The following is a 26007-nucleotide window of genomic DNA, read 5'->3' on the forward strand; positions in this document are numbered from 1 at the left end:
TTTCCATAGGTGAGTTCGGGTTAGACGGGCGGCGCGGTGAACAGCACGTCGGGGTCGTTGAACTGCTCCTTGGCGACCGACTCGCTCATCGGGTCGGCGGTCCCCCACTGGTCCTGGGTGATCGGGTCGTCGACGTCATGACGCCCGGGGTGCCACAAGTCCTCTTCGAGGACGGCGAGTTCGGTCGTGTACTCGACGGTGTTGCCGTGCGGGTCGTGGAAGTAGGAGAAGGTGTTGTCACCGGCCAGATGCCGGCCCGGACCCCAGGTGAGCCGGGTACCGGCGCGCAGCGCACGCCCGGTGCCGCGCATGTACTCCTCGACGCCCCGCATCTCGAACGAGGCGTGGTGCAGGGAGACATGGGGGCCGCGCGCGATGGCGAAGGAGTGGTGGAGTGGGCTGCACCGCAGGAAGTACATGAGGTCGCCCATGTGCGTCGAGTAGAGGGTGTCGGTGAGCCGGAACCCGAGGTGGCGGACGTAGAAGTCCCGGAGCCCTTCCGGGTCCTGGGAGTTCACGACGCAGTGCGAGAGCCGTACGGGGATGGCCTCCCGCTCCTCGATCTTCCGGTGTGCGCGGGTGGCGACGTCGGCCGACACCTCGACGACCCGGCCGTCCGGATCGAAGAAGCGGAGGCCGTAGCCGCCGCCGGGGGTGTCCAACGCCCGTGGTTCATGGACCAGTTGGACACCGGCGCTACCGAGCCGCACTGCCAGCTCGTCAACGGCGGCCGGTGACACTGCGCCGAAGGCGACCAGGTCCATCCGCTTCCGCTCGTCCTGGCGAATGCGCACGACGTACTGCTCGGGGCTGCCCTCGGCGGCGAAGAACGCGATGCCGCTGTCGTCGGCGACCTCGGTCAGGCCCCAGGTGGAGCCGTAGAAGGCGCGCTGGGTCGCGAAGTCCGGTACGGCCAGATCGACATGGCGCAGGTGGGTAATGGGCTGGAAGGGGGTGTCCGGGGTGCTCATGCTTCCCTCCTGACGGTGTTGCGCTGATGGCCCAGGCCGGTGATCTCCGAGTCGAGAACGTCCCCGGGCTGGAGGAAGACGCCCCAGTGCGCGCCGTTGCCGGCCGGGGAGCCGGTGAGGAGCAGGTCGCCGGGGCGCAGGGTGGTGGTCGTGGAGACGTACGCGATGAGCCGCGGGATGTCGAAGATCATGTCCTTGGTGGACTCGTCCTGGCGGACGACTCCGTTGTGCCGCAGGGTGATCCGCAGGTCGTTCGGGTCTCCGACGAAGGCGGCCGGGACGAGGAAGGGGCCGGTCGGCAGGAAGGTGTCGGCGTTCTTGGCGGTGAACCAGTCGGTGCCGATGGCCTTCAGGTCGGGCCGGTAGAGGCGGTCACGGGTGGTGAGGTCGTTGCAGATCGTGTAGGCGGCGACGTACTCCATCGCGTCCTCGGTGCGGATGTTCCGGCCCGACTTCCCGATGACCAGGGCGAGTTCGAGTTCCCAGTCGTGCTGCTCGCCGAGCGCGGGGAGCACGATGTCGTCGTACGGGCCGCACATCGCGCGCAGCGAGCCGAGGAAGACGTACGGGACGCCGTTGCGGGCCCGGACGTCCATCATCTTCTCGGCGTCGGCGCGGGCCTCCTCGGGGGTCGCGCCGTGCACGCTCTCCTTCTCGGCGGCGACCAGATCGACCACGTGCTTGCGGTAGTTGGCGCCGCTCTGCAGGATCTGGCCGGGCTCGATGGGGGCCAGGACGCGGAGCGCCGCCAGGTCGTGCCACGGGCCGTCGGCGGTCGTGGCGAGGCCGTGCAGGCGGGGCAGCCAGGTGTCCCAGTCCTCGACGATCGCGCGCACGGAGGGCGCCTGGCCGGACAGGTCACGGACGCGGGCGCCGGTGACCAGGCCGGGGAAGGCGCCGGAATCGCTCCCGAACGTGCCGAGCGCGAACGGTCCGGAATGAGTGGGCAGGGGATCAGGCACGGGCGGCTCTCCTCGGACGACTGGGGGCTCGCCCTTGACGCTAGGCAGTCGCGCGGGACGGCGGAAATGGTGATTGGCGATGCCTGCCATCGGCGGCCCCGACGGGCCCGTACGGCCCGTGATCAGCGGCCCATCGCCGTACGCAATGGATGACGTGCCCCTTGCCGATGCCTCGATCCGTTGACCCTGCATCCACCGCCCACGCACGCTCGGACCACCCACCGAGGCCGAGGAGCGAACCGTGATCGTCGAGCATGCCGAGCTGACCGTCGAGGCCGGTCGTGAGGAGGCCTTCGAGGAGGCCTACGGCAAGGGCCGCCTCGTTCTCGCCGAGGCGGACGGGTTCCGCTGGACCGAGCTGCTGCGCTGCGAGGAGCGGCCGGACACCTATCTGCTGCTGGTCGGCTGGGACACGCTGGCCCACCACACGGTGGGGTTCCGCGAGTCCGAACGCTTCGCCCGCTGGCGCGCGCTGGTCGGGCCCTTCTTCACCGCGCCGCCGGTGGTCGAGCACTACGGCGAGCGCACCGCCCGCTTCACCGGCTGACCACCGCCGGCACCCATACCTCCCCCCTCTACGTTCGCAAGGATCCCCATGCCCGTTGAAAAGGTGCTCGTCGTCGGCGGCGGCATCACCGGAAGCGTGCTGTGTCTCGCGCTGGCCCAGCGCGGCGCCGAGGCCGAGCTGGTGGAACTGTCGCCCCAGTGGTTCGGGGTGGGGCACGGCATCACCCTCCAGGGCAACGCCCTCAAGGCGCTGCGGTCCGTGGGCGTCCTGGACCGGGTGCTGGCCCGGGCGGTGCCGTTCGACATCATGCGGCTGCGCCGCGCCGACGGCGAGCTGATCACCGAGCTGCCGACACCACACACCGGCGGACCCGAACTGCCGTCCACGGCAGGCGCGTTGCGCACCGATCTGCAGAACGCGCTGTGCGACGCCGTGCACGCGCACGGGGTGCGGGTCCGGCTCGGACTGAGCGTCGAACGGCTCGACCAGTCGACCGACCACGTCGACGTGACCTTCACGGACGGTTCGACCGGACGATACGACCTCGTGGTCGGCGCCGACGGCATCAACTCCCGGATGCGCACGCACCTCGGCATCGGGACGCGGCCCCACCCGGTCGGCATGTCGATATTCAGGGTCGTCGCCGACCGCCCCGCCGAGATGGACTGCGCGGAGGTGTACTACGGCGGCCCCCGCTACAAGGCCGGCTACAGCCCGATCTCCCCCGACCAGTGCTACGCCTACCTCCTCGACGAGAACCTCGACACCTCCCTCGTCGGCCCGCGCGCACCGCTCGGACTGCTGCGCGAGCGCGGTGCCGGGTACGGCGGCACCTGGGGCAAGATCCTCGCCTCACTGCCCGACGACACGGCGGTCGACTACCGGTGGATCGAGGCGATCCTCGTCGACGAACCCTGGCACCGCGGCCGTACGGTGGTGATCGGCGACGCGGCGCACGCGTGCCCGCCGCTCATCGCACAGGGCGCGGCGATGTGCGCGGAGGACGCGGTACTGCTGGCCGAACTGGTGACCGGGGACGAGCCGGTGGACCGGGCGCTGGAGCATTTCATGGCGCGACGGCTGCCGAGAGTGCGGATGGTGCTGGAGAACTCGCTCCAGCTGGCCGCCTGGGAGATCGCCCCGGGCACGCCCGGCGCCGACCCGGCGGGCATCATGTCGCGGACGCTGAACTCCCTGACGGCGGCGGCGTGAGCGCCCCCGTCGTCGACTTCCACGGCCATCTCGCGGTACCGGCCGCCGACGCGCTGTGTGCGGGTACGCCCGGTCTGGCGGCGGAGTTCGCGGCCGAGCAGCGCGCCCACTCCCCCGCCTCCCTCGCCGTGAACCGGGCCCAACTCCAGCGACTGGGTCCGCAGTTGACGGACGTCGGCGCACGCCTCGCCGACCTCGACGCGATGGGTGTGGACGCCCAGGTCGTCGGCCCGATGCCGATGCACCACTACTGGGCCGACCTCGAACTCGCCGCACGCCTGGCCCGTACCGTCAACGAGGCGGTGGCCGCGCACTGCGCCGAGGCGCCGGAGCGGCTGTACGGGCTCGGCACGGTTCCGCTCCAGCACCCGGATCTCGCGGTCGCCCTGCTGGGCGAGGCGGTCGTCGACCACGGCCTGTACGGGATCAGCGTGTCGACGACCGTCGAGGGGCGGGAGCTGGCCGATCCTGTCCACGACTTGGTGTGGCAGCGGGCGGAGGAGCTGGGCGCGATCGTGTTCGTGCATCCGTGGGGCTGCTCGCTCGGCGCCCGGCTGGCCACCAACTACCTCGGCAACACGGTCGGACAGCCGGTCGAGACGACGGTCGCGCTCTCGCACCTCGTCTTCACCGGCGTCCTCGACCGGTTCCCGCGCCTGAAGCTGGTGGTCGCGCACGGCGGCGGCTATCTGCCGACGTACATCGGGCGCTCCGACCACGCCTGGCGGGTCCGCGAGGACGCACGCGGCTGCGCCGAGCCGCCGAGCACGTATCTGCGGCGCATGTGGTTCGACTCGCTCGTCTACACCCCGCGCGCGCTGCGCCACCTGGTCGAGGAGGTGGGCGCGGACCGGGTCGTCCTGGGCACCGACCACCCCTTCGACATGGGCGTGACCGACCCGGTCGAGCGACTGCGCGCCGCCGGACTCAGCGCCGCCGACCGGACCGCCGTCGCGGGCGGCAACGCATACGACCTGCTGCTGAAAGGACGCGTCCGATGAACTCCGGCCCCACTCTCGGTCCCATCGAGGAAGAGCTTGCCAAGGCCCGTTCCGCGTACCGCAATTGGGGACGCTGGGGTCCTGACGACGTCCTCGGCACCCTCAACCACATCGACGACGCGATACGTGCGCACGCGGTGGGCCTGGTGCGGCGCGGGCGGCCGTTCTCGCTCTCGCAGGAGTTCAACGAGCAGGGCCCGCAGCGCGGTTTTCGGGGCCGGATCAACCCGGTCCACTACATGAAGGACACCGGTTCGGACGCGGCGGCGGGCACCCAGGGCTTCCCGCACGGCTTCGGCGGCGCCGACGACCACGTCGTCATGCCGCTCCAGGCATCCACGCAGTGGGACGGCCTCGGCCACATCTTCGACAACAAGCAAGCCTGGAACGGCCGTTCGTGCACGATCGTCAACGGTGACGGCGACTCCGTCACAGGCATCGAGCACATGAAGGACGCCTTCACCGGCCGTGGCGTCCTCCTCGACGTCGGCCGCGCCATCGGCGACGAACACGGCGAACTCCCGGACGGCTTCCCCATCCTGGAGGAACACCTGCGCGCCACGATCGAGGTCCAGGGCGCCACCTCGACGGTCCGCCGAGGCGACCTGGTCCTCATCCGCACGGGCCAACTCGGCCGCGTACGACGGCTCGGCGACTGGGGCGGCTACGCGGCCGGCGACGCCCCCGGCCTCTCCTTCACCACCCTCGGCTGGCTGCACCGCACGGAGATCGCCGCGATCGCCTCCGACACCTGGGGCCTTGAGGTACGCCCGTACGAGTTCGCGGAGCGGGCGATGTCCCCGCTGCACCAGATCGCGATCCCCAACATGGGACTGCCGCTGGGCGAGATGTGGGACCTGGAGGAGCTGTCGGAGGACTGCGCGGCGGACGGCGTGTACGAATTCCTGCTGGTGGCCGCGCCGTTGCCGGTGACCGGCGCGGTGGGCGCCCCCGTCAACCCGATCGCGATCAAGTGAGCCGTCAAGTGAGTACGGAGCCCATGAACACCAACCGCTTCTCCGGCACCCTCCACCTCCCCGGTGACAAGGACTTCGACGAGGCCTGCTTCGGCCGGGTCTTCAACGCCCGCCGCCCGTCCGACCGTTCACCGGCCGCCGTACTGCGGGCGGCCACCGAGCAGGACGTCGTCGAGGGCGTACGGCTGGCCCTGGAGCGGGGCTGGCAGGTCGCCGTCCGGTCCGGCGGGCACAGCTGGGCCGCCTGGTCGGTGCGCACGGACGCGCTGCTGATCGACCTCGGGGATCTGCGCGAGATGACGTACGACGACACGACCGGCATCGTGACGGCCACGCCCAGCGTGAAGGGCGGCGACGAACTCAACCCGTTCCTGGGCCAGTTCGGGCGCTTCTTCAACGGCGGGCACTGCCCTTCGGTCGGCATCGGCGGCTTCCTCCTCCAGGGCGGCCAGGGCTGGAACGCGCGCGGCTGGGGCTGGGCGGCGGAGAACATCGTGGCGATCGATGTCGTCACCGCCGAGGGCGAGCTGGTGCGCGCGGACGAGACCACGAACTCCGACCTGTTCTGGGCCGCGCGGGGAGCGGGCCCCGGCTTCTTCGGCGTCGTCACCCGCTTCCACCTCCGCACGCGCGCCCTGCCGAAGCATCTGGCGCACACGATCCACGCGTACCCGGTCGCCCTCTTCGACGAGGTGATGACCTGGCTGCACGGTATGCACCACACGGTGTCGGACCTGGTCGAGATCGTCGCCCTCACCCAGACCCCGCCCGGCAGCACCGAGCCGTTGCTGCTGGTCACGGGCGTGTCGATGACCGACACGCCCGAGCAGGCCGCCGAGGCGCTGGCGCCGCTGCACGCGAATCCGTACGCCGACCGGGCCGTCTTCCGTGTCGAGGCGGAGCCGACCACGCTCGCCGAGCAGCTCCAGAACCAGCGGACGGCGAACCCCGAGGGGCATCGCTACCTCGTCGACAACGCCTGGCTGACCGGGCCCGCCGAAGACGTCGTACCGGCCATCCGGAAGGCGTTCACCGAGCAGCCCACTCCTCAGACGTTCACGATCTGGTTCTCGATGGCGCCTCTTCGCGAACTCCCCGACATGGCCTTCTCGTTGCAGTCGGAGATCTACTGCGCCACGTACGTCGTGCACGACGAACCCGAGCGGGACGGGGAGTTGCGGGTGTGGCTGGACGACGCGATGGCGGAGATGCGGCCGGTGACCGCCGGCCAGTACCTCGGGGACTCCGACTTCACCGTCCGGCAGGTCAGGTTCATGGGCGACGCCCAGTGGCGGCGACTGCGGGAGATCCGGGCCGTACGCGACCCGAAGGGCCTCTTCGCCGGGTATCTGAGCACCGGGGCCGTCACCAACACCAACCACTGGGAGCAGTGAGGCATGCGGTTCGCGACATATGAGCACGAGGGCGTGGAGCACGCCGGAGTCGTCCAGGGGCAGACCATCCACCCGCTGCCGGACGGGGTCACCGTCCTCTCCCTCGTCGAGACGGAGTCATTGCACGCGGCCGGGGCCGAAGCACTTGACCGGGCAAGCGAGTTGACGGTGGATCAGGTGCGGCTGCTGCCGCCGCTCAAGCCACCCTCCATCCGGGACTTCGTCGGCTTCGAGGCGCACATCGAGGGGGTCTCCAAGTCGCTCGACGGGCTGGAGCACGTGCCCGAGGAGTGGTACCGGGCGCCCAACTTCTACTTCACCAACCCGCACGCGGCCTACGGGGCGCACGACGAGGTTCCGATACCGGCGGGCTGCTCGGTGCTCGACTTCGAGCTGGAAGTGGGCGTGGTCATCGGGCGGGCGGGGCGTGACCTCACGCCCGAGCAGGCCCGGGAGCACATCGTCGGCTATCTCGTCTTCAACGACTGGTCGGCCCGTGACCTGCAGAAACCGGAGAAGAATCTGGGTCTCGGCTTCTCCAAGGGCAAGGACTTCGCCAACACGCTCGGCCCGTACCTCGTCACCGCGGACGAGGTGGAGGACCGCAGGGACGCGGACGGCTTCCTCGACCTGGAGATGACCGCGACCCTGAACGGCGAGCTGATCGGCCGGGACACCCTCGCCAACGTCTCCTGGACCTTCGAGGAGATGATCGCCTACGCGGCCCGGGACACCTGGGTGCGCCCCGGTGACATCCTCGGCTCGGGCACCTGCGGCTGGGGCGCCCTCGCCGAGTTCTGGGGCCGCGTCGGCGAGCGCACTCCCCCGCCGCTCGCCCCCGGCGACGAGGTGACGCTCACCGTGGAACGCCTCGGCAGTCTCTCCAACCGCATCGTCACCGGGCGTACGGACGCGTACCTTCCCCGCGCCCGGAAGCGGGGCCGCACGCCACGGCCGTAGCACGGAAACCTGTGCCTCCGCCGAGCCTGGCCTGTGCCCTTGCCATGGGGGCACAGGCCCGCCCACCTGCGCGTATTCCCGGGCGCGATGGCTCGCATCCGCGTTTGTGAGAATGCGCGCACGCACCTTCCTCACGCCGTCCTCCCGAAGTTACGCTCCGGTTTCACGGCCGTACGACGATGTGGCCGGCGCCTGCCGCCAGGCGTGACGGAAGGGGACATCCGTGGGTCTGGGAGCGATCGATCTCAATCTTCTGGTGGCGCTGGAGGCCCTGCTGGAGGAGAAGAACGTCACGCACGCCGGCGTCCGCCTCTCCACCAGCCAGTCCGCGATGAGCGGCTCGCTGGCCCGGCTGCGCCGGCACTTCAACGACGAGCTGCTGGTCCGGGTGGGCCGCGAGTACGAGCTGACCCCGCTGGCCGAGCGGCTGCTGCCCGTCGTACAGGCGTCCCTGTACAAGGCCGAGGAGGCCCTGTCGCTGACCCGGCGGTTCGATCCGGAGCGCAGCCGTCAGCGGTTCTCCGTGGTGATGTCGGACTACGTGATGACGGTGCTCGTCGAGCCGCTGCTGCGGGCCATCGCCGACGAGGCGCCCGGCGTACGCATCGACTTCCACCCCCTGGTGCACGGCCAGCCGGAGAACGAGACCCATCTGCGCTGCCATGACCTGATGGTCGTACCGCTCGGCTACCGGCTGCCCGGGATCAGCGAGGCCGTCATGCACGACCGGTTCGTGTGCATCGTGGACCCCGACAACCCGCGTCTCGTCGACGGCCGGCTCACGCTCCGCGATCTGGCGGAGATGCCGCATGCCGCGTCGGCGTTCGGCAAGAGCCAGACGCCCGCCGACCGGCAGCTGGAGACCCTCGGGATCGTGCCGAAGGTGCAGGTCAGCGCGCCGGGGTTCAGTGTGCTGCCGTTCCTGGTGGGCGGCACCGACCTGGTCGCCCTGGTGCCCGAGCGGCTCGCCCTGCGCTACGAGGGATTCGCGCGCTGTGTCGCCGTACCGACTCCGTTCCCGGACGTACCGCTGGTGGAGGCCATGTACTGGCACCACAACCGGCACTCCGACCCGGCGCACCGCTGGCTGCGCGAGACCATGCGCCGCGTGGGCGCCTCCCTGGACGAGGAGCCGGAGGCCGAGGGTACCGAGGCGATCGTGGACACGGATGCCAGCCATGAGGAACGCGCGTTTCCGGAGCTGGCCCCGGCTTCCTAGCGTGGCAGGGGAGAACCCCTAGCCAGCTGGAGGAACCGTGAGCCGTACGCGTCTGACCGGCCGTACCGTCGTCGTCACCGGAGCCGCGCAGGGTCAGGGAGCCGCCGAGGTGACGGCGGCGGCCCGCGAGGGCGCGACGGTGATCGCGACCGACGTCCTCGACGAGCCCGGCGAGAAGCTCGCCGCCGCCCTCCGCGCCGACGGCCTCGACGTCACCTATCGGCACCTGGACGTGTCGTCGGAGGACGACTGGACGGCCCTCGCGGCCTCACTGGACGTCGTGCACGGGCTGGTCAACAACGCGGGCATCGCCGTACGGGCCCGGCTCGGGCACGTCGAACTCGCCGACTGGAACCGGGCGTTCGCCGTGAATACGACAGGTGCGCTGCTCGGTATCCAGGCGCTGGCCCCGCTGATGCCGGCCGGTTCGTCGATCGTCAACGTCGGCTCGGTGGCGGGCCTGACCGCCCATCACGCGGTCGCGTACACGGCGAGCAAGTGGGCGCTGCGGGGCCTGTCGAAGGTGGCCGCGCTGGAGTTGGCGCCCCGTGGCATCCGTACGAACGTGATCCACCCCGGATACATCGAGACGCCCTTGATGGAGACCGCCAACCCGGTGTTCGTCGGCGCGCATCTCGCGATGACCCCGCAGGGCCGGCCCGGCACGACGGAGGAGGTGGCACCGCTGGTCGTGTACCTCCTCTCGGACGAGGCCTCGTACGTCAACGGCGCGGAGATCACGGTGGACGGCGGCTACTCGGCACACGGCGGCGTGAAGGCGATCACGAACGCCCTCGACGCGTCCTGACAAACCCGCGGGGTATGCAAGAGGAGGAGGCCGGGGCTTGAGCCCCGGCCTCCTCCTCTTGTGCGTACGCCGAGGGCGTACGCCAGGTCCCGCGGGCGCGGGCGTGCACCGCCGTCTCTCCGCTCGTGTCGACCTCCGACCGGGTGGTGTTCTTGCGGACCAGCAGCAGGGTGACGACCGCGCCGAGCAGTGAGGCGCAGCCGCAGATCACCACGCCCAGTGCCATGCCGTGGCCGAGGGCGTCCTGCGCGGCGGCCCGGGCGCTCTCGCTGCCCGCGTTGACGACGGCGAGCGGTCCGGCCGCCGCCTCCATCCCCGCGTCGGCGCCGCTGAGCTTGCCGACCAGCGCGGAGGACGCGGCGCTCATGGCGATGGTGCTGATGACGGCGGGGCCGAGGCCCTGTCCGAACTCGCGGACGAGGCTGGTGGCGCCGCTGGCCATGCCGGTCATGTGGATCGGTACGGCGTTGACGGCGGCGGAGGTCAGCGAGGAGACCACGCAGATGAAGCCGACGCCGAGCAGCAGTACCGGGCCGATGAAGGCCGCGAGGGAGGTGGTGGTGATGGGCAGGGCGGCGATCCAGAACTGGCCGGCGGCCATGGGCAGCAGACCGCCCATCAGCAGCCAGCGGGCGTCCACCCTGGTCAGCATTCTGCTCAGCACGGGGGCGAGGAGCAGCGGGATCAGCTGGAGGATGACGAAGGGCATGCTGGCCTTGAGGGCGCTCAGGTGCATGACCGCGCCGAGCCGGATCGACACGCAGTACGCGGTGCCGATGAAGCCGAACATCCCGGCGAGGGCTACGACGGCCGCCGCCGCGAAGGAGGGGATCTTCAGCAGTTCGAGGTTGAACATCGGTGAGGCGGCGCGCAGTTCGGCGACGACGAAGCCGACGAGGGCCACGGCGGCCAGGGAGAGGGAGCCGACGATCGCCGTGCTGCTCCAGCCGCGTTCACCACCCTCGATGATGCCCCAGAGCAGGGCGGTGAGGCCGATGGCGATGGTGATCTGACCGGGCCAGTCGAGGGTGCGGCCCTCGGGCGCCTTGGAGTCGGTGACCAGCTTCCAGCAGGTGACGGCGACGATCAGACCGAGGACGACCGGCGGGACGAACGCCCAGCGGAAGTCGGCGACCGTGGCGAGGATTCCGGAGGACAGCGGTCCGAGCGCCGAGGCGAGCGAGATGCTCAGTGCCCAGGTGGAGACGGCTTTCGCGCGGTCCTTCTGGTCCGGGGTGGCGGCGGCGATGACGGCGAGGGAGCTGGGGAAGAGCGCGGCGGCGCCGATACCGGCGAGGGCCTGGCCGGTCCAGAGCATGCCGATGCTCTGCGCGGTGGCGTTGAGGAGTTCGCCGAGGGCCAGGATGAGTCCGCCGAGGACCAGCAGGCGCTTACGGCCGAAGAGATCTCCGACCACACCGAAATTCAGTTCCAGAATGGCGGTGGGGAGAATGAAGGCGGAGGTCACCCAGGCCACTTGGGAACCCGAGGCACCGAATGCGGCCTGGATTTCCCCGTTGATGGGCGAGGGGACGGTAATGCACAATTGCGCCGCCGCGACCGCGAGGCAGCAGGCTATGAGCGTGCCCTTGTCGAGTCTGTTCAGGAAGATCGATTTCGTTGGTTGCGTCATCGCGGCTTCTTCTCTATGAGTTCGATGAGATTTCCCTCGGGGTCACTGACCCAGGCCATACGCACGCCCGGTTCGGGGGACGGCCCCGGTTTCATGACCTCGCCCGCCCCATGGGCGACCAGTGCGTCATGAACGGGGTCGAGTTCGGGGGTGGTGACCGCGAAGTGCCCGTATCCCTCGGTGAGGGCGGCGGTCAGGGGGTCCGCTGCGCGCAGGCCCGGGGCGGAGCCGGGGCGGGCGAGCAGTTCGAGGCGCCAGCCGTCGGGGTGTTCGAGGACGACGCCCTTCAGTCCGGGTCCTTCGAGGTGGAACTCGAAGACGGTCTTGAGGCCGAACGCGCCCTGGTACCAGGCGGTTTGGGCGGGCAGGTCGCGTACGTTGACGCCCACGTGGTCGAGTCGGGTGGTCATGTCCGTTCAGCCCGCCATCGCGCTGTCGCCGCCGTCGACCATGAGGTTGGCGCCGTTGACGAAGGCCGCCTCGTCGGAGCAGAGGAAGGCCGCGGCCCGGGCGATGTCCTCCGGTTCACCGACCCGTCCGACGGGGATACGGGCCTCCAACTGGGCCCGGGGGCCGTCCGGATCGTCGAGGAAGGGTGCGGTGGCCGAGGTGCGGGTCATGCCGGGGGCGATGGTGTTGACGCGGATGTGGTGCGGGGCGCCGGCCGCGCACAGGTGCTTGCTCATCGCCAACACCCCGCCCTTGGCGGCCCCGTGGGGCACCATCGGCATGAAGGGCGCCCCGCGTACGGCGGCCACGGAGGCGACGTTGAGGACGACTCCGCCGCCGCGCGCGATCAGGTGCGGCCAGGCCGCCCGCGTACAGAAGTAGGGGATGTCCAGCTCGTTGCGGATGGTGAAGTACCAGTCCTCGACGGGCTGGGTGTCGAAGGGGCCGTTCCGCAGCGCGGAGGCGTTGTTGTAGAGGATGTCGATCCCGCCGAAGGCCGCGAGGCCGGCGTCGATCCACTCGCGGGCGCCGCTTTCGGTGGAGAGGTCGACGGGGGCCAGGGACCGCATGATTCCACCGGCCTTCTCGACGAGTTCGACGGTTTCGGCGGCGCCCGTCTCGTCGAGGTCGCAGCCGAATACCGTGGCGCCTTCCGCGGCGAATACGAGGGCCGCGGCGCGACCTATTCCGGCCCCCGTTCCACTGATGAAAGCGATTTTCCCGGCCAGTCGACCCATGGTTGCCATGTCCCTTGTCCAGTGCCGCCGGAGTGCGGTGGTGGAAGCGTAGGTACGGCCATTGGGCAGAACAAGAAATGCGTCGCTCCAGGTCCATCGGGGGTTCGTATGGCAGGTATGCGGGGCGAGGAGCCGGGGCGCGTCCGCACCCCGACGGCGCCGGGCCGACGAGTCACAACTCACAGCGGGGACCGGCCGTCGTGTGGTACGGTGCCGACAGCACTTGTGTACGCCCCGTCTTGGGCGCCGGTGCTGGATCATTCTCTCTTCCGCTGACCCGCCCGTCGGTTTCCGATCGGCGCATCAGCTCTCTCGCCGCCCGTAGCGCGTTCGGCGCGCTCAGTTCCAGCGGCCCTCACCCTCCCTCTCTGTCTCCGCGTGCCTCATGCGGCATGCGTTCCCGTCCTTGAAAGGACCTCCACCTCATGACCACCACACTCGAACACCCCCCTGTGGAACAACTGCCCCCGACCCGGATCGCGACCGGTGTCCTCGACATCGACGGCAACGGGAAGGGCTACCTGCGGGCCGCCGACAGTTGCCTGCCCTCCCCCACCGACCTCCAGGTCTCCGCGACCCTGATCCGCCGGTACGGCCTGCGCAAGGGCGACCTCGTCGCCGGCGCCCGGGGCGCCCAGCGGGCCCTCACCGAGGTCGGGCTCGTCAACGGCCGTACGCCCGAAGAGCTGCGCGGCCGTCGCCACTTCCGCGACCTGACCCCGCTGCACCCGCGCGAGCGGCTCCGTCTCGAACACCCGGCGGCCGGGCTCGCCGGGCGCGTCACCGACCTCATCACACCCGTCGGCAAGGGCCAGCGCGGGCTGATCGTGGCCCCGCCCAAGACCGGCAAGACCGTCCTGCTCCAGCAGATCGCGGCGGCCGTCGCCGGCAACCACCCCGAGTGCCGCCTGATGGTGGTGCTGCTCGACGAGCGGCCCGAGGAGGTCACCGACATGCGGCGCTCCGTGCGCGGCGAGGTCTACGCCTCGACGTTCGACAAGGCACCCAAGCAGCACATCGCGCTCGCCGAACTCGTCGTCGAGCGGGCCAAACGGCTCGTCGAGGCGGGCGAGGACGTCGTCATCCTGCTGGACTCCCTCACCCGGCTGTGCCGGGCCCACAACAACGCGGCGGCCTCCGGTGGCCGCACCCTCAGCGGTGGCGTCGACGCCGCCGCGCTGCTCGGCCCGAAGCGGCTGTTCGGCACCGCGCGCCTCGCCGAGGAGGGCGGTTCGCTGACCATCCTCGCCACCGCCCTGGTGGAGACCGGCTCACGCGCCGACGAGTACTTCTTCGAGGAGCTGAAGAGCACCGGCAACATGGAGCTGCGGCTGAACCGCGAACTGGCGTCCCGGCGCGTGTTCCCGGCCGTCGACATCAACCCGTCCGGCACCCGCCGCGAGGAACTCCTGCTGCCCCCGGCCGAGTTGACAACCGTCCACGGTCTACGCCGGGCCCTGCAGACCCGCGACGGCCAGGCCAGCATGGAGACCCTGCTGGAACGCCTCCGCGACACCCCGGACAACGCGACCTTCCTACGCCGAATCCAGCCGACGCTCCCGACGACCGGCTGAGGGCGCGCGGAGCGCCCCGAAAGGGGCGCGGGGAACTGCGCGACCAGCCCCCGCGAACCCGCACCCGAAACCCCGCCAAACCCAGCGGAGCGCTAGCGCATACGGGTGTTAGGCCCCGCCCCTCGGCCCCGGCACCACCACGTACGGCACGTCCGTTCCTACGTTTGCGGTATGACGATCGGATTCTCATCCCGTATTGCCGCTTCCTGCTGTGCCCTGTGCGTGACGGGCGTGCTGGCCCTGGCCCCCGTCCAGGCCTCCGCCCGCACCACACCCGACGCCACCACACCGACGGCAAGGACAGCGGACCCCAAGCTCCTGTACCGCTCCGGTACACACGCCCGCATCCGCCCAGGCGCCCCCCGCGTCCCCCGAAACGTCTCCGCCCTCTCCTGGCTGGTCGCCGACGCCCGCACCGGCGACGTGCTCGCCGCCCACAACGCGCACCGCAAGCTGCCCCCGGCCAGCACGCTCAAGACGCTGTTCGCCCTCACCGTGCTGCCGACGCTGCCCGCGGGCCTGCGGCACAAGGTCACCGAGGCCGAGTTGGCGGGCATCGGGGCCGGGAGCAGTCTGGTCGGGGTGGCGGCGGGGCGGACGTACCGGGTCTCCGATCTGTGGCGTGGTGTGTTCCTCAACTCGGGGAACGACGCCGTGCACGTCCTGGCCACGATGAGCGGCGGCTGGCGCGACACCGCCGTACGGATGCAGGCCAAGGCCCGTTCCCTCGGCGCCCGCGACACGCATGTGCGCTCGCCCGACGGGTACGACGCCTCGGGCCAGGTGTCCTCGGCGTACGACCTCGCGGTGTTCGGGCGGGCGGGGCTGCACAACGCGGACTTCGCCGACTACTGCGGCACGGCCCGCGCGAAGTTCCCCGGCGGGGGCGGCTGGTCGTACGAGATCCAGAACACCAACCGGCTGCTGACCGGCGCCAACGGCGTCGGACGCTACCCGGGCGTGCTCGGCGTCAAGAACGGCTACACCAGCAAGGCTGGCAACACGCTGGTCGCCGCCGCGCGCCGGGGTGAGCGCACGCTCGTCGTCACGGTGATGAACCCTCAGGAGGGCGGCGGATACGCCGTCTACGAGGAGGCGCGCTCGCTGCTCGACTGGGGTTTCGGGGCCGCCGGGCGCGTCGAACCCGTGGGCTCGCTGGCCGTCTCGCGGCCCGTACCGCTGGCGGGTCCGCAGGCGGCCGTCCCGCGCGCGGTGCCGGTGGCCGCGACCGTGGCGTCCGGCGGCGGACCGGGCTGGCCGGAGACCTGGACGATCGTGGGCGCGGCCGTGCTCGGCGCGGGCGCGGTGTCACTGGCGCTGCGCATGGCGGGCGTACGCCGCGCCTGATCCGTACGGAGTCCCTGAGCCGTATCGCCCAGCGGCAGCCCCAGCAGCAGGCCGAGCGTGACCCAGACGTACGCGCTGCCGCCGATGAAGCCGTCGACGCCGGACGCGTCGTCGAACCACAGCCACACCACGCTCGTGCACAGGATCGCGTACAGAACGCCCGCCACGCGCGCGTGCCCGGTGCGCAGGAGGACGGCGAACGACGGGAGCAGCCAGACGAGATGGTGCACCCAGGTGATCGGGCTGACCAGACAGGCGGTCAGCCCGGTGAGGGCGAACGCGGCCCACCAGTCCCCCACCGCGACGGCCCGCCGGGCCCGCCACGCCCAGACCGCGAGGACGACCAGGACCACCACCAGCCATACGGCGCGGCTCGATTCGCCCGGTGCGGCCAGTCGTGCCAGGACTCCCTGGAGCGACTGGTTCGAGACGTACGCAAGCCTGCCGATGCGCTGGGTGTCCCACAGCGCCTCGCTCCAGTAGAAGCGGGATGGGTCGGGCGCGATCCACACCGCGAGCGCGGTGGCCGCGGCGGCGACGGCCGTCGCGACCCCGGCTGCGCGTCGTCGGCCGGCGAGCAGCAGCAGTCCGATGAAGAGGGCGGGCGTCAGCTTGATGGCGGCGGCGAGCCCGATCCCGATGCCCGCCCAGCGGGCCCTACCGGTCGTCAGCAGCCAGGCGTCGAGGAGGACGAGGGCCAGGAGCACGAGGTTGACCTGGCCGAAGCTGAAGGTGTCGCGTACGGGTTCGAACAGGGCCAGCGCGCACGCGGTAAGGGCCCAGCCGTACCAGCCGTACCGGCGCAGCACCGGTCCGGCGGTCATCCGGACCACGGCGACGAGGGCCGCCAGGTTGAGCAGCAGCGCGGCGGTGATCGCGGCGTGCAGGCCGAGCAGGGCCATCGGGAGCATGCTGACGGCGGCGAACGGCGGGTAGGTGAAGCCGTAGGTCGTGCCGGGCACCTGGTAGTCGTAGATCCGGCCGCCGTGGTGGACCCAGGTGTCGATGGTTCCGTAGTAGACGCGGAGGTCGAACCAGCCGCGCAGGAGCGGCACGGTGGCCGTGAAGACGGTCACGGCGGCGGCGAGGGCGAGCACCAGGAGCAGGCGGCCGGTGTCCGTACGGGGCAGTCTCACGCCGCTCATGCCGTGCTCTCCCGGAGGGGTGCCTGGGCGGCCTGGTGGGCCTGCCAGAGGACCACGACGGCCAGTGCGCCGCCGGAGACAGCCAGGATCAGTTCCTCGGTGCCCGCGGGCGCCCCGCTGGGCAGGGCGAGGAGCGCGACGACTCCGGTGACGGCCGCGAGCCGGCGGCGTACCGCGGAGCTGGTGCTGGGCGCCGCCGCCGCGATGAGGAACAGCGCCCACAGGGCGTACCAGGGGCGGATCGCCGGGCCGAGGACTACCACGACGGCCAGGCTGAGGCCGAGTGCGTAGACCGGGCTGAGACGGGGGCGGCGCAGCCATATGTATGCGATGGCGAGGACGGTGAGCGTGATGCCGAGCAGGTGCCAGGCGGGGACGGCGAGCGGCGCGAGATCGCTGCCGATCTCCGTGAGGACGGCGGCGGTCGCGCGGCCGAGGAGGCTGGTGAGAGCCCAGTTCTGAGGGGACACCGGGGTTCGCAGGGCGCCTATCCAGCCGTATCCGGTGCCGGTGAGCGTGGTGACGGCGACGGTGGTGGCGGCTGCGGCGCCCGCCGTGGTCAGTACCGCGCGCAGTGGGCTGCGGCCCGCGCGGATCTGCAGGGCGACGACCGCCGCGAGACCCAGGATCGCCGGTGCCTTGACGAGGGCGGCGAGGGTGACGAGTACGGCGCCCAGGACCGGCCGGCGACCCAGCGCCGCCACCAGGCCGACGCCGAGCAGCCCGAGCATGATCGCGTCGTTGTGGGCACCGGCCACCAGGTGCAGCAGGACCAGCGGGTTGAGGGCGCCGAGCCAGAGGGCGGCGGCCGGGTCGGCGCCGCTGTGCCGGGCGAGGCGGGGCAGGGCCGCCGCCATCAGCGCCACGCCGAGCAGCGCGACCAGCCGCATGCCGAACAGGCCTGCGGGGATCTCTCCCCGGGTCAGCGCGGAGAGCCCGGACGCGACGGCGAGGAACACCGGCCCGTACGGGGCGCCGGTCTGCTGCCACACCGGGGCGACCTCGGCGGCGAGCGGGCCGCCCAGCAGGGCCGGGCCGTGTGTGTACACGTCCATGTGCGCCTCGACCATCGCGCCCTGGGCGAGGTAGCTGTAGACGTCGCGGCTGAAGAGGGGCGGGGCGAGGAGCAGCGGGGTCGCCCAGACGACGAGGACGCCCATCAGGGACCGTACGGTGGGCGGCTCCGAGCCCCGGATCAGTTTGCCGAGCATGGCCCACGCGGCTATCAGCAGGACGACGCCGAAGTAGACGGCGACCAGGCCGAGCGCTGCGCGGCCGGTCGAGGGGGCGATGAGTTCCCGTACGGGGAGGGCACCGGCGGTCTCGCCTCCGAGGGCGAGACATGCGGTGCCTATCAGGCCGGTGGCCTGGCAGCGGGAGAGGGTTGTCGGGGGAACCTGCACGTTCGCAGCGTGGCAAGGGTGGGTGGACGGGGGGCTACGGGGGGTCTTCCTGGTGGGGGCCTGGGAGTTACTTGCGGGTGAGCGTTTGTGGGCGAGCGATGGGGGGGTGGGCGATGGGGGTGCGTCGTCGGCTGCGGGCCGGTGGGGCTTCTCGCGCCCCGCGGCGGAGCCGCAAATCGACACAGCCTCGCGCCCTGAAGGCAGGCTCGTCTCTCCTGGGGCTAGAAGACCGATACTCCCGTCAGTGTCGTGAAGCGGTCCAACGCCGCCACTCCCGCCACCGAGTTGCCCCGCTCGTCCAGCCCAGGGCTCCATACGCACAGCGTGCAGCGGCCGGGGACGACAGCGATGATGCCGCCGCCCACTCCGCTCTTGCCGGGGAGGCCCACCCGGTAGGCGAAGTCGCCCGCCGCGTCGTAGGTGCCGCAGGTCAGCATGATGGCGTTGATCTGCTTGGACTGGCTGAGCGTCAGGAGACGGGTGCCGTCGGCCCGTACGCCGTGGCGGGCCAGGAAGCCGGTCGCGAGGGCCAGGTCGGCGCAGGACGCCTCGACGGAGCACTGGCGGAAGTACTGCTCCAGCAGGTCCGGCACCGGGTTGCCGATGTTTCCGTACGAGGCCATGAAGTGGGCGAGGGCCGCGTTGCGGTGCCCGCGCCCGGCCTCGGAGGCGGCGACCTCCTTGTCGAAGGTGAGACCGGGGTTGCCCGACTCCGCCCGCAGGAAGTCGAGCAGCGCTCCGGCCGCGTCGCCGGTACGGGTGTGCAGGCGGTCGGTGACGACGAGGGCGCCCGCGTTGATGAACGGGTTGCGCGGGATGCCGTTCTCGTACTCCAGCTGGATCAGGGAGTTGAAGGGGTTGCCGGAGGGTTCGCGGCCCACGTGCTCCCAGAGTTCGTCGCCCTCGCGGGCCAGGTCCAGGGCGAGGGTGAAGACCTTGGTGACGGACTGCGTGGAGAACGGCTGCCGCCAGTCCCCCACTCCGTACACCGTGCCGTCGAGTTCGGCTACGGCCATGCCGAAGCTGCGGGGGTCGCGTGCTGCGAGTGCCGGGATGTAGTCGGCGGGGCGGCCACGGCCGGGGGTGCGGGCGATTTCCTCGGCGATGCGGTCGAGGACTGGTTGGAAGGTGGGGGGTGAGGGTGGGGGTGCGGGGGCGGGTTCCATGATCGCCATTGTCTCTCCGGGCCGGTTCTCGGTGCGAGTGCGCTCCGCTGGGAGGGCGGTCGTGCGGCTGCGGGCCGGTGCGGGCTTGTCGCGCCCGCACGGCGGAACCTCAAATCGACACAGCCTCGCACCCCTAAAGGCGGGGCGTGCCTGTGCCCGCGACGTTTTCCGGGCGCAGGAGTTCCGCCAGGCGTTCCGCCGGCAGCAAGCCCTTCTCCAGGACCAGTTCCGCTACGCCCCTGCCGCTGGCCAGAGCCTCCTTGGCGATGTCTGTCGCCGCTGTGTAGCCGATGTGCGGGTTGAGGGCGGTGACCAGGCCGATGGAGTTCTCGACGCTCGCGCGCAGTGCCTCGGTGTTGGCGGTGATGCCGTCGACGCAGCGTTCGGCGAGGGTGAGGCAGGCGGTGCGCAGGTGGGTGATGGACTCCGACAGGGAGTGCAGGATGATCGGCTCGAAGGCGTTGAGCTGGAGCTGGCCCGCCTCGGCCGCCATCGTGATGGTGACGTCGTTGCCGATCACCTCGAAGGCGACCTGGTTGACGACCTCGGGGATCACCGGGTTCACCTTGCCGGGCATGATCGACGAACCCGCCTGCACCGGCGGCAGGTTGATCTCGCCGAGGCCCGCGCGCGGGCCGGAGGAGAGCAGGCGCAGGTCGTTGCAGCTCTTGCTCAGCTTGACCGCGATCCGCTTCAGTACACCCGACATCTGGACGAACGCGCCGCAGTCCTGGGTGGCTTCGACCAGGTTGGCGGCCGTGACCAGCGGGAGGCCGGTGATCTCGGCCAGGTGGCGGCGGGCCGACTCGGCGTATCCGGCGGGGGCGTTGAGGCCTGTACCGATGGCTGTAGCACCGAGGTTGATCTCATGGATCAACTGGACTGCCTCGTCAAGACGGTTGCGGTCCTCGTCAATCATGACGGCGTATGCGGAGAACTCTTGACCGAGCGTCATGGGGACCGCGTCCTGCAACTGTGTACGGCCCATCTTGAGCACGTCATGGAACTCGACGGCCTTACGGGCGAACGAGTCCTGCAGTACAGCCATCGCGTCGAGCAGTCCACGCACCGCGAAGACCGTCGCTATCTTGACCGCGGTCGGATACACGTCATTGGTTGACTGGCCGAGGTTGACGTCCTCGTTGGGGTGCAGATGTTGATACTGCCCCTTCTCGTACCCCAGCAGTTCCAGCGCCCGGTTGGCGACGACCTCGTTGGCGTTCATGTTCGTCGAGGTGCCCGCCCCGCCCTGGATGACGTCCACCACGAACTGGTCGTGCAGCCCGCCCGCGCGGATCTCCCGGCAGGCCTCGGCTATCGCGGCGGCCTTCCTCGGCTCCAGGAGGCCGAGTTCCTCGTTGGCGAGGGCGGCGGCCTCCTTGACGGCGGCGAGGGCGTCGATGAGGTGCGGGTAGGCGGAGATGGTCATGCCGGTGATGGGGAAGTTCTCCGTGGCACGCAGGGTGTGGACACCCCAGTAGGCCTCCGCGGGAACATCACGGTCTCCGAGCAGGTCGTGTTCACTGCGATGGACTGCGGCGGCGCTGCGCTGGGCTGCTGCGGTCATGGTGGGGCGGGCCTCTTTCGGGTGGGTGGTCCTGATGGGCGTGCTGTGGACGCGCCCCAAAGGGGTGCGGGGAACTGCGCGACCAGCCCCCACCGTCCCGGGGGCGAGGCCGAAGAACTACGCGGGCCGTACCCGAGCCGGCAGCGGGTCCAGGGCACGGACGACGCGAACGACGCCGACCGGTGCACCGCCACCGAGCAGCGGTTCGCCCGCGAACCCGGTGAGCGCCGACGCGTCGACACCGGCCCGGACCAGCGCCGACGCCGTCACCGGCACCCGCGCCCGATTCGCCCCGTCGGAGATCTTCACCGCGACGGAACGCCCGTCCGGCAGCGCGGCCACCTGCACGCCCTCGAAACCGTCCTTGCTGAGCAGCCCGGGCACGGCCCGCATCAGCTCGGCCACGTCCCGCCCCGCGCCGGAGGCCATCTCGGCGTGCTCCCGCATCGCGTCGGCGACCAGGGCCTCCGGGGTGTCCGGAGCGGCGGCGGTGATCCTGGCGGCGGCGCGGGCCAGGCCGTGCAGGGAGATGGAGAAGAGGGGCGCTCCGCAGCCGTCGACGGTCACCTGGGCGATGTGCTGGCCGGTGAGGTCCTCGACGATCTCGGCGATCGCCTGCTGGAGAGGGTGGGCGGGGTCGAGGTAGGTGCCGAGGGGCCAGCCGTTGAGGACGCAGGTGTAGAGCATGGCGGCGTGCTTGCCCGAGCAGTTCTGGGCGAGCCGGGAGGGCGGCCGGTCCTCGCGTATCCAGGTGTCCCGCACTGCGGGGTCGTACGGCAGGTCGGGGACGTTGCGCAGGTCGCCCTCCGTCAGACCGGCCAGCTCCAGGATGCGGCGGGTGCCCGCCAGGTGGCGTTCCTCGCCGGAGTGGCTGGCGGCGGTCAGGGAGAGCAGCTCGCCGTCCAGGGGCAGGCCCGCGCGCAGCATCGCGACCGCCTGGACCGGCTTCAGCGCGGAGCGCGGGTAGAAGGCGGCCTCGATGTCGCCCACCTGCAGCTCCACCTGTCCTCCGGCGCCGAGGACGACGACAGACCCGTAGTGGATGCCCTCGATCACCCCGCCGCGCACGAGGTGCGCGACGGGTGAGTGGAGGGGTTCGCGGATCGCGGGAGCGTCCGCGAGAGAACTGCCGTACATGGCTGCCTTCGCTGCTTCCTGCATGACTGCATCCTGCATCACTGCGTGGTTCACGCGTCGGCTCCGGCCGACCCGCTGGATCCGGAGGAATCGGAGGAACCGGTGGACGATGTTGACGAGGTTGACCGGGTGCCCTCGGCGGCCTTGCGGGCGACCTGGGCGCGGACGCCGTACCAGCCCGCGACCAGTGCCCCGGCGATCAGCGGGAGACACAGCACGGTGGTGCGGCCGGCGCCGCCGTCGGCGTACATCAGGACGAGGACGGAGGCGAGGAAGGCCAGCGTCACGAGTTCGGTCCAGGGGGAGCCGGGGAGGCGGTAGCTCGGGCGGGTCAGTTCGCCGTTCTCGGTCTTCCGCCAGAAGACCAGGTGACAGACCATGATCATGCCCCAGGTGGCGAGGATGCCGATCGCGGCGAAGTTGAGCACGATCTCGAACGCGTCGGCGGGGACGACGAAGTTGAGGCCGACACCGAGCACGCAGACTCCGCTGGTGAGCAGGATGCCGCCGTACGGGACCTGGCTGCGGCTCATGTTGCCGGTGAACCTCGGCGCGGAACCGGCGATCGACATGGAGCGCAGGATGCGGCCGGTGGAGTAGAGGCCCGAGTTGAGGGACGACATGGCCGCCGTGAGAACGACCAGGTTCATCACGCCGCCGGCCGCCGGGATGCCGATGTTGGAGAGGACGGTCACGAAGGGGCTCTCGCCGGACGTGTACCTGTTCCACGGCAGCAGCATCGCGAGGAGCAGCACGGAGCCGACGTAGAAGATGCCGACGCGCCACATGATCGAGTTGATCGCCTTCGGCATGATCTTCTCGGGGTTCTCGGTCTCGCCCGCCGCCACGCCCACCAGTTCGACGGACGCGTAGGCGAAGACGACGCCCTGGATGATCAGCAGCATGGGCAGCAGCCCGTTGGGGAAGACGCCGCCGTTGTCGGTGATCAGGGACGGGCCGGGGGTGGTGCCGTCGACCTCGTGCTGGGTGACCAGCAGGAAGATGCCGATCAGCATGAAGATCACGAGGGCGCTGACCTTGATGATCGCGAACCAGAACTCCAGTTCGCCGAACATCTTCACCGAGATCAGGTTCACCGTGAGGACCACGGCCAGGGCGATCAGCGCGATCACCCACTGCGGGATGTCGGAGAACATGCCCCAGTAGTGGGTGTAGAGGGCCACCGCGGTGATGTCGGCGATGCCGGTGGTGGCCCAGTTCAGGAAGTACATCCAGCCCGCCGTGTACGCGCCCTTCTCGCCCAGGAACTCACGGGCGTACGACACGAAGGCGCCGGACGAGGGCCGGTAGAGGACGAGTTCGCCCAGGGCCCGCACGACGAGGAAGGCGAAGATCCCGCAGACCGCGTAGGCGATGAAGAGGGACGGTCCCGCGTCGGCGAGCCGGCCGCCCGCGCCGAGGAACAGGCCGGTGCCGATGGCACCGCCGATGGCGATCATGTTGACGTGCCGGGACTTCAGCGACTTGCTGTAGCCCGCGTCACCGGCGTCGACGTGCACGGCCTTTGCGAGCGCCGTACCGTTCTCCGTCCCGTCCTGGAGGGATTGCTCGCTCACGCGTCGGTTCCGCCTTCCGGGGATTTCTCGGATTTCTCGTGGGGGGTGTCCGTGTGCGCGGGGCGCACGATGTCGGTGAGGGTCCTGGAGACACGGTCGAGGTGGTGGGACATGGCCGCCACCGCGTCCTGCTCGCTGCGGTCGATCAGCGCCTCGACGATCGCCCGATGCTCGCGGTTGGACTGTTCGCGCCGGCCGCCCAGTTCGTTCAGGAAGGCCGACTGCCGGGCCAGCGCGTCCCGGATCTCCTCGATCACCCGGCGGAACACCGGGTTCTGGGCCGCCTGCGCGACGGCCAGATGGAAGAGGGTGTCCATCGCGACCCACGCCGTGGTGTCGGTCTCGTGCTCCATACGGTCGAGCAGGTGCGCGAGGTGGTCGAGGTCCTCCGGGGTGCGTCGTACGGCCGCGTAGCCCGCGACCGGGATCTCGACGTGCCGGCGGACTTCGAGCAGGTCGCTGGCCGCGTAGTCGCCGAAGGTGGGGTCCTCGACGGTGCTGGACACCACGAAGGTGCCCTTGCCGGTCTTGGAGACGGTCAGGCCCATGGTCTGCAGGGCCCGCAGGGCCTCCCGCAGCACGGGCCGGCTCACCTCCAGGCGTCGGCACAGCTCGGCCTCGGAGGGGAGCTTGTCCCCCACGGCGTAGTCTCCGCGCTCGATGGCGCTGCGCAGATGACCGAGGACCGCTTCCATCGCGCTGACGCGCCGCGGTACCGAGCCACCTGTCTGGCTGTCTGACAGGTTCACGGGGGTGATCCTGCGGGTGACGGGAGGGGGCTGTCAAGGGTGTGCGGCCGGGGACCGCCTCACACAGCGGGTACGGAGGCGGCTCCCGGCGGGAAATCCCGTGGAGGTCCCTGCCCGGAAACCCCGACCATGTGGGCATGTTGAGGGTCGAACGGGTGGGCGAGGAGAACTGGGCCGGGCTCAGGGCGCTGCGCCTGCGCGCGCTGGAGGCGGACCCCGACGCGTTCGGCGCCGCCTTGGCCGAAGAGGCGGCGCGGGACGAGGTGTTCTGGCGTCGGCGGGTCCTGATCGGCGACTGGTTCCTGGCCCGGGCCCCGGAGGAGGCAGTGGGCATGGTCGCGGAGGAGGCGGTGGGCGTCGTCGCGCTGGTGGCACCGCCCGCGTCGGCCGGATACGAGCGTCAGCTCGACGCGCTGTGGGTGGCTCCGGCGTGGCGCGGGCGAGGCGTGGGGGAAGCGTTGATCGACGCGGCCGTCGCTCACGCGGCGAGGCACGGGGCCGCTTCGGTCTCGCTGACGGTGGCGGACGGCAATGGGGCCGCGCTGGGGCTCTACCGGCGTACGGGATTCCGTGCCACGGGAGAGCGTTCGCCGCGCCCCCGTGACCCCGGCCGGACGCGCGAGCGGTTCCGGCTGTCCCTCGGCACTCAGTTCAGTACGCCCGCTCCCAGCAGGCCCAGCAGCAGTACGCCCACGACGATCCGGTAGATCACGAAGGCGTTGAAGGAGTGCTTGGCGACGAACTTGAGCAGCCAGGCGATGGACGCGTAGGCGACGACGAAGGAGACCACCGTGCCGACGGCCAGCGGCGCGACGCCCACGCCTGCGCCCAGGGCGTCCTTCAGCTCGTAGAGCCCGGCGCCGGTCAGGGCGGGGATGCCGAGGAAGAAGGAGAGGCGGGTGGCGGCGACCCGGTCGAGGTCGAGGATGAGGGCCGTCGACATGGTGGCGCCGGAGCGGGAGAAGCCGGGGAACAGGAGAGCCAGGATCTGTGAACTGCCCACCAGCATCGCGTCCTTGAACGTCGTGTCGTCCTCGCCGCGCTTGTGCCGGCCCATCTGGTCGGCGGCCCACATCACTCCGCTCCCGACGATCAGCGAGGCCGCGACCACCCACAGCGAGGCCAGCGGGCCCTCGATCAGCGGCTTGGCGGCGAGGCCGACGGCGACGATCGGGATGGTCGCGAAGATGACCCACCAGGCGAACTTGTAGTCGTGGTGGTGCCGCTCCTCGCGGTCGACGAGGCCCCTCCCCCAGGCGGAGACGATCCGGACGATGTCCTTGAAGAAGTACACGAACACGGCGGCGATCGCGCCGACCTGGATGACGGCCGAGAACCCGACGACCGCGTCGGCGTCGACGGGGATGCCCATCAGCCCCTCGGTGATCTTCAGATGGCCGGTGGAGGAGACCGGCAGGAACTCGGTCACCCCCTCGACGGCTCCGAGAACGACGGCCTGACCGACGGAGATGGTGCTCATGGAATCCAGTTCTGCTGGGGAGGGGCGGGC

23 protein-coding genes and 1 pseudogene are annotated in these 26007 nt (G+C 70.8%); 11 read left to right on the forward strand and 13 right to left on the reverse strand.

The features are described from left to right. Window positions 1-20: 20 nt before the first annotated feature. Together CW359_RS25960 and CW359_RS25965 are read right to left on the reverse strand one after the other, a co-directional pair. Window positions 21-971, reverse strand: coding sequence for a VOC family protein (locus tag CW359_RS25960; protein ID WP_105972541.1), 951 nt, complete (start codon window positions 969-971; stop codon window positions 21-23). After that, window positions 968-1933: a fumarylacetoacetate hydrolase family protein gene (locus tag CW359_RS25965; RefSeq protein ID WP_105972542.1), complete on the reverse strand. Its 966-nt coding sequence runs from the start codon at window positions 1931-1933 to the stop codon at window positions 968-970. The genes CW359_RS25960 and CW359_RS25965 overlap by 4 nt, the downstream gene beginning before the upstream one ends. A gap of 241 nt (window positions 1934-2174) precedes the next feature. Here CW359_RS25965 and CW359_RS25970 point away from each other — a divergent pair, with 241 nt between their 5' ends. From CW359_RS25970 to CW359_RS26005, 8 genes are all read left to right on the forward strand, one after another. Further along, entirely contained in the window at window positions 2175-2480 is a 306-nt protein-coding gene (locus CW359_RS25970; protein WP_105972543.1) for an antibiotic biosynthesis monooxygenase family protein, read from the forward strand. 48 nt (window positions 2481-2528) lie between these two features. Next, window positions 2529-3653, forward strand: a complete 1125-nt coding sequence (locus CW359_RS25975) for an FAD-dependent monooxygenase (RefSeq protein ID WP_105972544.1) — start codon at window positions 2529-2531, stop codon at window positions 3651-3653. Next, window positions 3650-4654: an amidohydrolase family protein gene (locus CW359_RS25980; RefSeq protein ID WP_105972545.1), complete on the forward strand. Its 1005-nt coding sequence runs from the start codon at window positions 3650-3652 to the stop codon at window positions 4652-4654. Before CW359_RS25975 ends, CW359_RS25980 begins: the two co-directional genes overlap by 4 nt. Further along, complete coding sequence (locus tag CW359_RS25985) at window positions 4651-5631, forward strand: cyclase family protein (RefSeq protein WP_105972546.1); 981 nt, start codon at window positions 4651-4653, stop codon at window positions 5629-5631. The genes CW359_RS25980 and CW359_RS25985 overlap by 4 nt, the downstream gene beginning before the upstream one ends. Before the next feature lie 8 nt (window positions 5632-5639). Beyond that, window positions 5640-7025 carry an FAD-binding oxidoreductase gene (locus tag CW359_RS25990; RefSeq protein WP_232838598.1) on the forward strand — a complete coding sequence of 462 codons (1386 nt, stop codon included), beginning with the start codon at window positions 5640-5642 and terminating at the stop codon, window positions 7023-7025. Window positions 7026-7028: 3 nt separating this feature from the next. After that, window positions 7029-7985 (forward strand): fumarylacetoacetate hydrolase family protein, encoded by a 957-nt coding sequence (locus CW359_RS25995; RefSeq protein ID WP_105972548.1) that lies wholly within the window; start codon window positions 7029-7031, stop codon window positions 7983-7985. 223 nt (window positions 7986-8208) lie between these two features. Then, a complete protein-coding gene (locus tag CW359_RS26000; protein ID WP_105972549.1) occupies window positions 8209-9204 on the forward strand; it encodes a LysR family transcriptional regulator in 996 nt (331 codons plus the stop codon). Between the two features lie 37 nt (window positions 9205-9241). Continuing rightward, window positions 9242-10012 (forward strand): SDR family NAD(P)-dependent oxidoreductase, encoded by a 771-nt coding sequence (locus CW359_RS26005; RefSeq protein WP_105972550.1) that lies wholly within the window; start codon window positions 9242-9244, stop codon window positions 10010-10012. Here CW359_RS26005 and CW359_RS26010 read toward each other — a convergent pair. Genes CW359_RS26010 through CW359_RS26020 form a run of 3 tightly spaced genes read right to left on the reverse strand, consistent with a single transcriptional unit; the run spans window position 9987 to window position 12841 of the window. After that, window positions 9987-11645, reverse strand: coding sequence for an MFS transporter (locus tag CW359_RS26010; RefSeq protein ID WP_232838599.1), 1659 nt, complete (start codon window positions 11643-11645; stop codon window positions 9987-9989). The genes CW359_RS26005 and CW359_RS26010 overlap by 26 nt on opposite strands. Beyond that, window positions 11642-12055: a VOC family protein gene (locus tag CW359_RS26015; RefSeq protein WP_105972551.1), complete on the reverse strand. Its 414-nt coding sequence runs from the start codon at window positions 12053-12055 to the stop codon at window positions 11642-11644. Before CW359_RS26015 ends, CW359_RS26010 begins: the two co-directional genes overlap by 4 nt. 6 nt (window positions 12056-12061) lie before the next feature. Beyond that, window positions 12062-12841 (reverse strand): SDR family NAD(P)-dependent oxidoreductase, encoded by a 780-nt coding sequence (locus CW359_RS26020; protein ID WP_232838600.1) that lies wholly within the window; start codon window positions 12839-12841, stop codon window positions 12062-12064. Window positions 12842-13257: 416 nt separating this feature from the next. Here CW359_RS26020 and rho point away from each other — a divergent pair, with 416 nt between their 5' ends. Continuing rightward, window positions 13258-14406, forward strand: a complete 1149-nt coding sequence (rho, locus tag CW359_RS26025; RefSeq protein WP_105972553.1) for a transcription termination factor Rho — start codon at window positions 13258-13260, stop codon at window positions 14404-14406. A 171-nt stretch (window positions 14407-14577) separates the two neighbouring features. After that, window positions 14578-15408, forward strand: a pseudogene (locus tag CW359_RS26030) (D-alanyl-D-alanine carboxypeptidase family protein); the annotation flags it as partial. 83 nt (window positions 15409-15491) lie between these two features. Here the strand turns inward: CW359_RS26030 and CW359_RS46695 are convergent. The 7 genes from CW359_RS46695 to CW359_RS26065 all read right to left on the reverse strand — a co-directional run bounded on the left by CW359_RS46695 (window position 15492) and on the right by CW359_RS26065 (window position 24443). Continuing rightward, window positions 15492-16889, reverse strand: coding sequence for a glycosyltransferase 87 family protein (locus tag CW359_RS46695; protein ID WP_105972619.1), 1398 nt, complete (start codon window positions 16887-16889; stop codon window positions 15492-15494). 5 nt (window positions 16890-16894) lie between these two features. Beyond that, window positions 16895-18301 carry a polyprenol phosphomannose-dependent alpha 1,6 mannosyltransferase MptB gene (gene mptB / locus CW359_RS45935; protein ID WP_105972554.1) on the reverse strand — a complete coding sequence of 469 codons (1407 nt, stop codon included), beginning with the start codon at window positions 18299-18301 and terminating at the stop codon, window positions 16895-16897. A 221-nt stretch (window positions 18302-18522) separates the two neighbouring features. After that, on the reverse strand, window positions 18523-19467 hold the full coding sequence (locus tag CW359_RS26045) for a glutaminase (RefSeq protein ID WP_105972620.1): 945 nt from the start codon (window positions 19465-19467) through the stop codon (window positions 18523-18525). A 133-nt stretch (window positions 19468-19600) separates the two neighbouring features. Next, window positions 19601-21034 (reverse strand): aspartate ammonia-lyase, encoded by a 1434-nt coding sequence (gene aspA / locus CW359_RS26050; protein WP_105972555.1) that lies wholly within the window; start codon window positions 21032-21034, stop codon window positions 19601-19603. Between the two features lie 117 nt (window positions 21035-21151). After that, window positions 21152-22171, reverse strand: a complete 1020-nt coding sequence (locus CW359_RS26055; RefSeq protein WP_198655394.1) for an asparaginase — start codon at window positions 22169-22171, stop codon at window positions 21152-21154. A gap of 50 nt (window positions 22172-22221) precedes the next feature. Then, window positions 22222-23748, reverse strand: coding sequence for an amino acid permease (locus tag CW359_RS26060; protein WP_105972557.1), 1527 nt, complete (start codon window positions 23746-23748; stop codon window positions 22222-22224). Continuing rightward, window positions 23745-24443 carry a FadR/GntR family transcriptional regulator gene (locus tag CW359_RS26065; RefSeq protein WP_105972558.1) on the reverse strand — a complete coding sequence of 233 codons (699 nt, stop codon included), beginning with the start codon at window positions 24441-24443 and terminating at the stop codon, window positions 23745-23747. Before CW359_RS26065 ends, CW359_RS26060 begins: the two co-directional genes overlap by 4 nt. Window positions 24444-24634: 191 nt before the next feature. Here CW359_RS26065 and CW359_RS26070 point away from each other — a divergent pair, with 191 nt between their 5' ends. Then, window positions 24635-25204 carry a GNAT family N-acetyltransferase gene (locus tag CW359_RS26070; RefSeq protein WP_157968640.1) on the forward strand — a complete coding sequence of 190 codons (570 nt, stop codon included), beginning with the start codon at window positions 24635-24637 and terminating at the stop codon, window positions 25202-25204. Here the strand turns inward: CW359_RS26070 and CW359_RS26075 are convergent. Then, complete coding sequence (locus CW359_RS26075) at window positions 25144-25977, reverse strand: undecaprenyl-diphosphate phosphatase (RefSeq protein ID WP_105972560.1); 834 nt, start codon at window positions 25975-25977, stop codon at window positions 25144-25146. The two genes, CW359_RS26070 and CW359_RS26075, sit on opposite strands and share 61 nt — an antisense overlap. Window positions 25978-26007 lie beyond the last annotated feature (30 nt).

The organism is Streptomyces geranii (assembly GCF_002954775.1).
GTDB classification, from domain to species: domain Bacteria; phylum Actinomycetota; class Actinomycetes; order Streptomycetales; family Streptomycetaceae; genus Streptomyces; species Streptomyces geranii.

Coding starts and splice junctions, on each gene's coding strand:
- CW359_RS25960 (WP_105972541.1), bottom strand. CDS start 971: ATGAGCACCCCGGACACCCCCTTCCAGCCCATTACCCACCTGCGCCAT.
- CW359_RS25975 (WP_105972544.1), top strand. CDS start 2,529: ATGCCCGTTGAAAAGGTGCTCGTCGTCGGCGGCGGCATCACCGGAAGC.
- CW359_RS25985 (WP_105972546.1), top strand. CDS start 4,651: ATGAACTCCGGCCCCACTCTCGGTCCCATCGAGGAAGAGCTTGCCAAG.
- CW359_RS25995 (WP_105972548.1), top strand. CDS start 7,029: ATGCGGTTCGCGACATATGAGCACGAGGGCGTGGAGCACGCCGGAGTC.
- CW359_RS26010 (WP_232838599.1), bottom strand. CDS start 11,645: ATGACGCAACCAACGAAATCGATCTTCCTGAACAGACTCGACAAGGGC.
- CW359_RS26015 (WP_105972551.1), bottom strand. CDS start 12,055: ATGACCACCCGACTCGACCACGTGGGCGTCAACGTACGCGACCTGCCC.
- CW359_RS26020 (WP_232838600.1), bottom strand. CDS start 12,841: ATGGCAACCATGGGTCGACTGGCCGGGAAAATCGCTTTCATCAGTGGA.
- rho (WP_105972553.1), top strand. CDS start 13,258: ATGACCACCACACTCGAACACCCCCCTGTGGAACAACTGCCCCCGACC.
- CW359_RS26045 (WP_105972620.1), bottom strand. CDS start 19,467: ATGGAACCCGCCCCCGCACCCCCACCCTCACCCCCCACCTTCCAACCA.
- aspA (WP_105972555.1), bottom strand. CDS start 21,034: ATGACCGCAGCAGCCCAGCGCAGCGCCGCCGCAGTCCATCGCAGTGAA.
- CW359_RS26055 (WP_198655394.1), bottom strand. CDS start 22,171: ATGTACGGCAGTTCTCTCGCGGACGCTCCCGCGATCCGCGAACCCCTC.
- CW359_RS26065 (WP_105972558.1), bottom strand. CDS start 24,443: ATGGAAGCGGTCCTCGGTCATCTGCGCAGCGCCATCGAGCGCGGAGAC.
- CW359_RS26070 (WP_157968640.1), top strand. CDS start 24,635: ATGTTGAGGGTCGAACGGGTGGGCGAGGAGAACTGGGCCGGGCTCAGG.
- CW359_RS26075 (WP_105972560.1), bottom strand. CDS start 25,977: ATGAGCACCATCTCCGTCGGTCAGGCCGTCGTTCTCGGAGCCGTCGAG.